General features: G+C 58.3%; 1 protein-coding gene (only partly in view). It reads left to right on the top strand.

Annotated elements, in window-relative coordinates; genetic code table 11:
• A protein-coding gene (locus QMK50_RS14610; RefSeq protein ID WP_320333367.1) for a retention module-containing protein crosses the window boundary here: on the top strand, window positions 1-12,291 show its final stretch. The gene continues 17,727 nt to the left of window position 1, outside the view; 12,291 of the gene's 30,018 nt are visible here — the last part of the coding sequence; its start codon lies beyond the left edge, outside the window; the stop codon is at window positions 12,289-12,291.
• Window positions 12,292-12,398 lie beyond the last annotated feature (107 nt).

Genomic DNA, 12,398 nt, shown 5'->3' with positions numbered 1-12,398 from the left:
GACAAGATCACCGTCACCATCGAAAGCAACGGTGATGTACTGGAAAATGCTGCGCCTAAGTTCACCGTCAAGGTTGATCAGGAACTGAAACAAGACCTGACCGTGACCCTGAGCAACGGTGCAACCGTGGTGATCAAAGCCGGCACCACCAGCGTTCCATACGAGCTGAAAGCCCAAGGCGATGACGTCTACAAAGACGGCGAAACCATCAAACTGAGCGTCACTGACGCAACGGTTCCAGGTAAATCGTTCGAGAACCTGGTGCTCGGCGACGAGGCTGTGGTCAAGGTTGGCGACACCCTCACTGAGGTGAAAGCCACCCTGACTGTGGATAAAACCACTGTCGCCGAGGGCGGTGAAGTCACTTACACCGTAACCCTGACCAACGCCGCTGGCATGCCGATGGCGAGCCATGGTCCGCTGGTCTTCACTCTGTCCGACGGCACCAAAATCACCGTTCCTGCGAACGGGACTTCGGCCAGCGCAACTGTCACCGCCAAAGACAACATCTTCACCGGCGGTCAGGACGCGATCGTCAACAAGCTCGAGTCGGTTTCGACTAACAACTTCGAGAAGTTGACCCTCGGCGAAGACCAATACACCACCACCGTTACCGACGAGCCAGGTACTGACGGCGACAAAATCACCGTCACCATCGAAAGCAACGGCGACGTGCTGGAAAACGCTGCGCCGAAGTTCACCGTCAAAGTCGATCAGGAACTGAAACAAGACCTGACCGTGACCCTGAGCAACGGTGCAACCGTGGTGATCAAAGCCGGCACCACCAGCGTTCCATACGAACTGAAAGCGCAAGGCGATGACGTCTACAAAGACGGCGAAACCATCAAGCTCAGCGTCACTGACGCAACGGTTCCAGGTAAATCTTTCGAGAACCTGGTGCTCGGCGACGAAGCTGTGGTCAAGGTGGGTGACACTCTCACCGAGGTGAAAGCCACACTGACTGTGGATAAAACCACTGTCGCCGAAGGCGGTGAAGTTACTTACACCGTGACCCTGACCAATGCTGCTGGCATGCCGATGGCGAGCCATGGCGAATTGACCTTCAAACTCACCGACGGCACCGAGATCAAGATCCCGGCAAACGGCACCACCGGTACTGCAGTGGTTACCGCCAAAGACAACATCTTCACCGGCGGCCAGGATGCGATCGTCAACAAGCTGGAATCCGTCTCGGCTAACAACTTCGAGAAGCTAACACTGGGTGACACGACGTTGACCACTTCGGTCACCGACGAGCCATCGGGCCAAGGCGACAAAATCACCGTCACCATCGAAAGCAACGGCGATGTACTGGAAAACGCTGCTCCGAAGTTCACCGTCAAAGTCGATCAGGAACTCAAGCAAGACCTGACCGTGACCTTGAGCAACGGTGCAACCGTCGTGATCAAAGCCGGCACCACCAGCGTTCCATACGAGCTGAAAGCCCAAGGCGACGACGTCTACAAAGACGGCGAAACCATCAAGCTCAGCGTCACTGACGCAACGGTTCCGGGCAAGTCGTTCGAAAACCTGGTGCTCGGCGACGAGGCTGTGGTCAAGGTTGGCGACACCCTCACTGAGGTGAAAGCCACCCTGACTGTGGATAAATCCACTGTCGCTGAAGGCGGTGAAGTTACTTACACCGTGACCCTGACCAACGCTGCCGGCATGCCGATGGCGAACCATGGCGAGTTGACCTTCAAACTCACCGACGGCACCGAGATCAAGATTCCGGCTAACGGCACCAGCGGCACTGCCGTGGTCACCGCCAAAGACAACATCTTCACCGGTGGCCAGGACGCGATCGTCAACAAGCTCGAGTCGGTTTCGGCTAACAACTTCGAGAAGCTGACACTGGGCGACACGACATTGACCACTTCGGTCACCGACGAGCCATCGGGCCAAGGCGACAAAATCACCGTCACCATCGAAAGCAACGGCGATGTACTGGAAAACGCTGCTCCGAAGTTCACCGTCAAAGTCGATCAGGAACTCAAGCAAGACCTGACCGTGACCTTGAGCAACGGTGCAACCGTCGTGATCAAAGCCGGCACCACCAGCGTTCCATACGAGCTGAAAGCCCAAGGCGACGACGTCTACAAAGACGGCGAAACCATCAAGCTCAGCGTCACTGACGCAACGGTTCCGGGCAAGTCGTTCGAAAACCTGGTGCTCGGCGACGAGGCTGTGGTCAAGGTTGGCGACACCCTCACTGAGGTGAAAGCCACCCTGACTGTGGATAAATCCACTGTCGCTGAAGGCGGTGAAGTTACTTACACCGTGACCCTGACCAACGCTGCCGGCATGCCGATGGCGAACCATGGCGAGTTGACCTTCAAACTCACCGACGGCACCGAGATCAAGATTCCGGCTAACGGCACCAGCGGCACTGCCGTGGTCACCGCCAAAGACAACATCTTCACCGGTGGCCAGGACGCGATCGTCAACAAGCTCGAGTCGGTTTCGGCTAACAACTTCGAGAAGCTGACACTGGGCGACACGACATTGACCACTTCGGTCACCGACGAGCCATCGGGCCAAGGCGACAAAATCACCGTCACCATCGAAAGCAACGGCGATGTACTGGAAAACGCTGCTCCGAAGTTCACCGTCAAAGTCGATCAGGAACTCAAGCAAGACCTGACCGTGACCCTGAGCAACGGCGCGACCGTCGTGATCAAGGCCGGCACCACCAGCGTTCCGTACGAGCTGAAAGCCCAGGGCGATGACGTCTACAAAGACGGCGAAACCATCAAGCTCAGCGTCACTGACGCAACGGTTCCAGGTAAATCTTTCGAGAACCTGGTGCTCGGCGACGAAGCTGTGGTCAAGGTGGGTGACACTCTCACCGAGGTGAAAGCCACACTGACTGTGGATAAAACCACTGTCGCCGAAGGCGGTGAAGTCACTTACACCGTGACCCTGACCAATGCTGCTGGCATGCCGATGGCGAGCCATGGTCCGCTGGAGTTCACCCTGACCGATGGCACCGTGGTGAAAATCCCGGCTAACGGCACCAGTGGTACGGCTGTAGTCACCGCCAAAGACAACATCTTCACCGGCGGCCAGGACGCGATCATCAACAAGCTGGAATCCGTCTCGGCCAACAACTTCGAGAAGCTGACCCTCGGCGAAGACCAATACACCACCACCGTCACTGACGAGCCAGGTGCTGACGGCGACAAGATCACCGTCACCATCGAAAGCAACGGCGACGTGCTGGAAAACGCTGCGCCGAAGTTCACCATCAAAGTCGATCAGGAACTCAAGCAAGACCTGACCGTAACCCTGAGCAACGGTGCAACCGTGGTGATCAAAGCCGGCACCACCAGCGTTCCATACGAGCTGAAAGCCCAAGGCGATGACGTCTACAAAGACGGCGAAACCATCAAGCTCAGCGTCACTGACGCAACGGTTCCGGGCAAGTCGTTCGAGAACCTGGTGCTTGGCGACGAGGCTGTGGTCAAGGTTGGCGACACCCTCACCGAGGTGAAGGCCACCCTGACTGTGGATAAAACCACTGTCGCTGAAGGCGGTGAAGTTACTTACACCGTGACCCTGACCAACGCTGCCGGCATGCCAATGGCCAGCCATGGTCCTCTGGAGTTCACGCTGACCGATGGCACCGTGGTGAAAATCCCGGCTAACGGCACCACCGGCACTGCCGTGGTCACCGCCAAAGACAACATCTTCACCGGTGGTCAGGATGCGATCGTCAACAAGCTGGAATCCGTCTCGGCTAACAACTTCGAGAAGCTGACCCTCGGCGACACGACGTTGACCACTTCGGTCACCGACGAGCCAGGCTCGGGCGATCCAAAAGACCCAGCTAACGAAGGCGACAAAATCACCGTCACCATCGAAAGCAATGGCGACGTCCTGGAAAACGCTGCGCCTAAATTCACGGTGAAAGTCGATCAGGAACTGAAACAAGACCTGACCGTAACCTTGAGCAACGGCGCGACCGTGGTGATCAAGGCCGGCACCACCAGCGTGCCGTACGAACTTAAAGCCCAGGGCGATGACGTCTACAAAGACGGTGAAACCATCAAGCTCAGCGTCACTGACGCAACAGTTCCGGGCAAGTCGTTCGAAAACCTGGTGCTCGGCGACGAGGCTGTGGTCAAGGTTGGCGACACCCTCACCGAGGTGAAGGCCACCCTGACTGTGGATAAAACCACTGTCGCTGAAGGCGGCGAAGTCACTTACACCGTGACCCTGACCAACGCTGCCGGCATGCCAATGGCCAGCCATGGTCCTCTGGAGTTCACGCTGACCGATGGCACCGTGGTGAAAATCCCGGCTAACGGCACCAGTGGTACGGCTGTGGTCACCGCCAAAGACAACATCTTCACCGGTGGCCAGGATGCGATCGTCAACAAACTCGAGTCGGTCTCGGCTAACAACTTCGAGAAGCTGACACTGGGCGACACGACGTTGACCACTTCGGTCACTGACGAGCCAGGTTCGGGCGATCCAAAAGATCCGGCTAACGAAGGCGACAAGATCACCGTCACCATCGAAAGCAATGGCGACGTCCTGGAAAACGCCGCTCCGAAGTTCACGGTGAAAGTCGATCAGGAGCTGAAACAAGACCTGACCGTGACCTTGAGCAACGGCGCGACCGTGGTGATCAAAGCTGGCACCACCAGCGTGCCGTACGAGCTGAAAGCCCAGGGCGATGACGTCTACAAAGACGGCGAAACCATCAAACTCAGCGTCACTGACGCAACGGTTCCAGGTAAATCTTTCGAGAACCTGGTGCTCGGCGACGAGGCTGTGGTCAAGGTTGGCGACACCCTCACTGAGGTGAAAGCCACCCTGACTGTGGATAAATCCACTGTCGCCGAAGGCGGTGAAGTTACTTACACCGTGACCCTGACCAATGCTGCTGGCATGCCGATGGCCAGCCATGGTCCTCTGGAGTTCACGCTGACCGATGGCACCGTGGTGAAAATCCCGGCTAACGGCACCAGTGGTACTGCCGTGGTCACCGCCAAAGACAACATCTTCACCGGTGGCCAGGACGCGATCGTCAACAAGCTCGAGTCGGTTTCGGCTAACAATTTCGAGAAGCTGACCCTCGGCGACACGACGTTGAGCACTTCGGTCACTGACGAGCCTGGCTCGGGCGATCCAAAAGATCCGACTAACGAAGGCGACAAGATCACCGTCACCATCGAAAGCAATGGCGATGTGCTGGAAAACGCTGCGCCTAAGTTCACCGTCAAGGTCGATCAGGAACTGAAACAAGACCTGACCGTCACCCTGAGCAACGGTGCAACCGTGGTGATCAAAGCCGGCACCACCAGCGTGCCGTACGAGCTGAAAGCCCAGGGCGACGACGTCTACAAAGACGGCGAAACCATCAAACTGAGCGTCACTGACGCAACGGTTCCAGGTCAGTCGTTCGAGAATCTGGTACTCGGCGACGAGGCTGTGGTCAAGGTTGGCGACACCCTCACTGAGGTGAAGGCCACCCTGACGGTGGATAAATCCACCGTCGCCGAAGGTGGTGAAGTCACCTACACCGTGACCCTGACCAACGCCGCCGGCATGCCGATGGCGAGCCATGGTCCTCTGGAGTTCACGCTGACCGATGGCACCGTGGTGAAAATCCCGGCTAACGGCACCAGTGGTACTGCCGTGGTCACCGCCAAAGACAACATCTTCACCGGTGGTCAGGATGCGATCGTCAATAAACTCGAGACCGTCTCGGCTAACAACTTCGAGAAGCTGACCCTCGGCGACACGACGTTGACCACTTCGGTCACCGACGAGCCATCGGGCCAAGGCGACAAGATCACTGTCACCATCGAAAGCAACGGCGACGTGCTGGAAAACGCTGCACCGAAGTTCACGGTGAAAGTGGATCAGGAACTGAAACAAGACCTGACCGTGACCTTGAGCAACGGCGCCGTTGTTGTGATCAAAGCTGGCACCACCAGCGTTCCATACGAGCTGAAAGCCCAGGGCGACGACGTCTACAAAGACGGCGAAACCATCAAACTCAGCGTCACTGACGCAACGGTTCCGGGCAAGTCGTTCGAAAACCTGGTGCTCGGCGACGAGGCTGTGGTCAAGGTTGGCGACACCCTCACTGAGGTGAAAGCCACCCTGACGGTGGATAAAACCACTGTCGCCGAAGGTGGTGAAGTTACTTACACCGTAACCCTGACCAACGCCGCTGGCATGCCGATGGCGAGCCACGGCGAGTTGACCTTCAAACTCACCGACGGCACCGAGATCAAGATCCCGGCCAACAGCACCAGCGGCACTGCCGTGGTCACCGCCAAAGACAACATCTTCACCGGTGGCCAGGACGCGATCGTCAACAAGCTCGAGTCGGTTTCGGCCAACAACTTCGAGAAGCTGACCCTCGGCAAAGACCAATACACCACCACCGTTACTGACGAGCCAGCGGGCCAAGGCGACAAGATCACCGTCACCATCGAAAGCAACGGCGATGTGCTGGAAAACGCTGCGCCTAAGTTCACGGTGAAAGTCGATCAGGAGCTGAAACAAGACCTGACCGTGACCCTGAGCAACGGCGCGACCGTGGTGATCAAGGCTGGCACCACCAGCGTGCCGTACGAGCTGAAAGCCCAAGGCGACGACGTCTACAAAGACGGCGAAACCATCAAGCTGAGCGTCACTGACGCAACGGTTCCAGGCAAGTCCTTCGAGAACCTGGTGCTCGGCGACGAGGCTGTGGTCAAGGTTGGCGACACCCTCACTGAGGTGAAAGCCACCCTGACTGTGGATAAATCCACTGTCGCCGAAGGCGGCCAGATCACCTACACCGTGACCCTGACCAACGCTGCTGGCATGCCGATGGCGAGCCATGGTCCTCTGGAGTTCACGCTGACCGATGGCACCGTGGTGAAAATCCCGGCTAACGGCACCAGTGGTACTGCAGTGGTCACCGCTAAGGACAACATCTTCACCGGCGGCCAGGACGCGATCGTCAACAAACTCGAGTCGGTCTCGGCTAACAACTTCGAGAAGCTGACCCTCGGCAAAGACCAATTCACCACCACCGTCACTGACGAGCCAGATACTGACGGCGACAAGATCACCGTCACCATCGAAAGCAACGGTGACGTACTGGAAAATGCTGCGCCTAAGTTCACCGTCAAGGTTGATCAGGAACTGAAACAAGACCTGACCGTGACCCTGAGCAACGGCGACACCGTCGTCATCAAAGCCGGCACCACCAGCGTTCCATACGAGCTGAAAGCCCAGGGCGACGACGTCTACAAAGACGGTCAAATCGTGGAAGTTGGTGTCAGCAATGCCACCGTCGACGGCAAGTCCTTCGAGAACCTGGTACTGGGCGACAAAGCCCAAGTCACCATCGACGACACCCTCACTGAGGTGAAAGCCACCCTGACGGTGGATAAATCCACTGTCGCCGAAGGCGGTGAAGTCACCTACACCGTGACCCTGACCAACGCTGCCGGCATGCCGATGGCGAGCCATGGTCCGCTGGTCTTCACTCTGTCCGACGGCACCAAGATCACCGTTCCTGCGAACGGGACTTCGGCCAGCGCAACTGTCACCGCCAAAGACAACATCTTCACCGGCGGTCAGGACGCGATCGTCAACAAGCTCGAGTCGGTTTCGGCTAACAACTTCGAGAAGCTGACACTGGGCGACACGACGTTGACCACTTCGGTCACTGACGAACCATCGGGCCAAGGCGACAAGATCACTGTCACCATCGAAAGCAATGGCGATGTACTGGAAAACGCTGCGCCGAAGTTCACCGTCAAGGTCGATCAGGAGCTGAAACAAGACCTGACCGTAACCTTGAGCAACGGTGCAACCGTGGTGATCAAAGCCGGCACCACCAGCGTTCCATACGAGCTGAAAGCCCAAGGCGATGACGTCTACAAAGACGGCGAAACCATCAAACTGAGCGTCACTGACGCAACAGTTCCAGGTCAGTCGTTCGAGAATCTGGTGCTCGGCGACGAGGCTGTAGTCAAAGTTGGCGACACCCTCACTGAGGTGAAAGCTACGCTGACTGTGGATAAAACCACTGTCGCCGAGGGCGGTGAAGTTACTTACACCGTGACCCTGACCAACGCTGCCGGCATGCCGATGGCGAGCCACGGCGAGTTGACCTTCAAACTCACCGACGGCACCGAGATCAAGATCCCGGCCAACAGCACCAGTGGCACGGCCGTGGTCACCGCCAAAGACAACATCTTCACCGGTGGTCAGGATGCGATCGTCAACAAACTCGAGTCGGTTTCGGCCAACAACTTCGAGAAGCTGACCCTCGGCAAAGACCAATACACCACTACCGTCACCGACGAGCCAGCGGGCCAAGGCGACAAGATCACCGTCACCATCGAAAGCAATGGCGATGTACTGGAAAACGCTGCGCCTAAGTTCACGGTGAAAGTCGATCAGGAACTGAAACAAGACCTGACCGTCACCTTGAGCAACGGTGCAACCGTGGTGATCAAAGCCGGCACCACCAGCGTTCCATACGAGCTGAAAGCCCAGGGCGATGACGTCTATAAAGACGGCGAAACCATCAAGCTGAGCGTCACTGACGCAACGGTTCCGGGCAAGTCGTTCGAGAACCTGGTGCTCGGCGGCGAAGCCGTGGTGAAAGTCAGCGACACCCTCACCGAAGTGACGGCCACCCTGAGTGTGGATAAAACCACTGTCGCCGAAGGCGGCCAGATCACCTACACCGTGACCCTGACCAACACCGCTGGCCTGCCAATGGCCAGCCACGGTGAGCTGACCTTCAAACTCAGCGACGGCACCACGGTCAAGATCCCGGCCAATGGCACCACGGGCACTGCAGTGGTCTTTGCCAAGGACGACATCTTCACTGGCGGCCAGGCTCCGATCGTCAACAAGCTGGTTTCGGTCACCGGTAACGAGAACTTCGAGAAGCTGACGCTCAAAGACACCACGTTGACCACCACCGTGACGGATGAACCAAGTGGCCAGGGCGACCTGACCACCGTGGGTATCAGTGGTGTGACTTCGGTGATCGAAGGCCAATCGGCGCATTACACGCTGAACCTGAGCAACACCGCCAAGACCGATGTGACGGTGACCTTGAAGTACACTGGCACCGCGATCGATGGTGTGGATTTCAGCGGTGTAGTGACGGTCACGATTCCGGCCAACAGCAACAATGTCGGGTTCGATATCAGCACCCGCGATGACAAGCTGGTCGAAGGTGCCGAGAACTTCGTGATCACTATCGACAAGGCTACCGGTGGTTCCTTCGAAAACCTGGGGATCAATCCGGACAAGTCCAGCGTGATCACCACCATTGTCGACAACGACCATGCACCTGTGACGGTCGGCGGGGCCGTTACCGGTCTCGAAGACACGACCATGACCCTGACCTGGGACAACTTCAAGGTCACCGACGTCGATAACGACAGCCCGTTGAGCATCACCATCACCCAGGTATCGGGCGCTGGCGAGCTGCTGTTCAACGGGGTCAAGGTCACGGTTGGGCAAACCATCAGCCAGGCGGATATCGCCCTCGGCAAACTGACGTTTGTGCCCGCACGCAACGAGTCGGGTGCCGACGGTTATGGCGGCACCGGGGTGGGCAACAAAGCCGCGGATTACGCGCAGATCAAGTTCAAGCCTACCGATGGCTTCAACCTGGGTAATGAAGCGACCTTGAAGGTCGATATCACTCCGCAGGCCGATGCGCCAACACTGAGCATCGCCGGCACCAACGTGAACTCGACCGGCTTGATCAAGGAAACCTGGACCGGCCTGACTGCGCTGAACACCGGCTTCAATGGTGCAGGCAGCGGTGCACCAACCAACACCCTGAAATCGGTGATCGACGCGGCCGGCAAGCCAAACACCAGCACCACCGTCAGCGACGTGCAGGACGGCAGTGTGACGGCTGGGGTTGCCTCGAAAACCTCCGGCCTGATTTACCTCGAAGCCGGCAAGGTCTACTCCTTCAGCGGTACCGGCGACGACAGCCTGCTGGTGACCATTGGCGGCCAGAACGTGGCCAGCGCCCTGTGGGGCAATGGCGGCACGCTCAACGGCAGCTTCACGCCGACCACCAGCGGTTACTACACCCTGGACATCTACCACCACAACCAGAGCGGCGCGGGCAGCTACGACGTCAACCTCAAGGTGGACAACGGTCCGGTGCTCAACCTGAATAATGCCGGCGTGCCGATCTACACCGGCGTCAACGACCTGATCAATGCCGGTGTCACGGTTTCCGATCTGCACGGCAGCAACGGTGAGGGTTACTACGACGGTTACAAACTCAACACCGGTCCAGAAGGCGGCACCATCAAGCTGTCGGCCATCACCACCGAACTGACCGACAGGGACGGTTCCGAAAGCCTGAGCGTGAAGATCGGCGGGATTCCGGCGGGCTCCGTGCTCAGCGATGGCGCCGGTCATACCTTCACGGCCACCGCGACCAATGGCGAGGCGATTGTCACCGGCTGGAACCTCGGCACGCTGACCATCACCCCGCCGCCGTACCACAGCACCTCGTTCAACTTGACGGTGACGTCGACGTCCACCGAGCAGTTGGGTGGTTCCGCGCCAAGTACTGCGCAGATCCCGGTGACCCTATACCCGGCGACGTACAACCCGATCATGGGCACGACCAAGGATGACAACATCCTGGGGACCGACAGCAATGACATCGTCATTGCCGACATCGGTGGCCTGAACGTGGTCCAGGGCAAGAACTACAACATCGCGTTCATGGTCGACACCTCCGGCAGTATGGACACCTCGATCAAGGCAGCGAAGGAGTCGCTGGCCCTGATGTTCAACACCCTCAAGCAGAGCCTGGGTGCGGACTCCTCGGGGACGGTGAACATCTTCCTGACGACGTTCGACAGCACCGTGAGCAAGACACTGTCGGTCAACCTCAATGACCAGGGCGCGCTGGAGCAACTGCAGGGCATGGTCAGGTCGATGCAGTCGGGCGGCGGCACCAACTACGAGGACGTGTTCAAGACCACGGCCAACTGGTTCCAGAGCGATCAGGCTACGGGTAACAAAGGCGCCACCAACCTGACGTACTTCATCACCGACGGTCAGCCCAACTACTACCAGAGTGGCGAGCAGACCAACCCGGTGGTAGCGGACTTCTACTACAGCACCACCAAAAACGACGGCAAGCTGGACGACTACTTGAACGTCAACAACTACAAACTGGGCGATACCGCGTATATCACCCTGGGCGGTGTGAGCCGCCAGTTGATCAACAGTAACGGCCAGGTCCTCAAATGGACGGAATACGAGCCGGGCAAGTGGTACAACTCCAATACCCTCGGCACGATCCGTGCGCAGGGTGACGGTACGTATGAGATCTCCTACACCGATGACAGGAATGGCACGACCAGTAACTCCAACAGCAGCTTCCTGTTGCTCAGTGGCCTGTCGCAGGTCGAGGCGATCGGCCTGAACAAGACCATCAAGCCGGCCGACCTGATTCCGTACGACACCGATGACAAGCCGCAAACCAACATCGATCCGAAGGACCTGGCCAATGCCATCCTCGGCCACTCCGAGGCGACCCTGCCGGGTGCCGACAAGGTCGATGGCGGTGATGGCAACGACATCATCTTCGGCGACCTGGTGAGCTTCAACGGCATTGCCGGCGAGGGTTACCAGGCCATGCAGGCCTTCGTTGGCCAGCAAACCGGGGTGGACGTCAGCAAGGTCACTGCCAGCAATGTGCACCAGTACGTCACCGAGCACTACAACGAGTTCGATGTGTCCGGGGCGCGTGACGGTATCGATAACCTGCTGGGCGGTGCCGGCAACGACATCATCTTCGGCCAGGGCGGCGACGATGTGCTCGACGGCGGCAAGGGCAATGACATCCTGCTGGGTGGCACCGGCAAGGACACGCTGCTCGGCGGTGAAGGCAACGACATCCTGTTGGGCGGTTCGGGCAATGACATCCTGACCGGCGGCTCGGGTGCCGACACCTTCGTCTGGAGGTCTGGTGATACCGGCAATGACGTGATCAAGGACTTCAAGGCCAGCGAAGGTGACCGCATCGATCTGCGTGACCTGTTGCAGGGCGAGAGCGCCAGCACCATCGACAACTTCCTGAAAATCACCACGGTGGAAGGGGTATCGACGTTGCAGGTCAGTTCCGAAGGCAAGCTTAATGCCGCAGGTGGCATCGCCAACGCCGACGTGACGATCAAACTGGAAGGCAACAACTGGTCCGGTCAGAGCGTCAACTCGCTGGTGGTCGGCCTCGACCCAACCATCAAGATCGACCACAACAACAGTTGACCGGGTACCTGCCGACCGCTCATACGGGAGGTCGGCAGGCTTGTTCGAGTGACCGCCGGGGTGACGACTTGAGCGTTGCCCCGCATACTCACCTGCGTTGGCCTATG

The sequence above is a fragment of the Pseudomonas sp. P5_152 genome, assembly GCF_033989915.1.
In the GTDB taxonomy this organism is placed as follows: domain Bacteria; phylum Pseudomonadota; class Gammaproteobacteria; order Pseudomonadales; family Pseudomonadaceae; genus Aquipseudomonas.
Note: the sequence above shows the minus strand (reverse complement) of the source record. Positions and strands in the feature narration are given on the sequence as shown.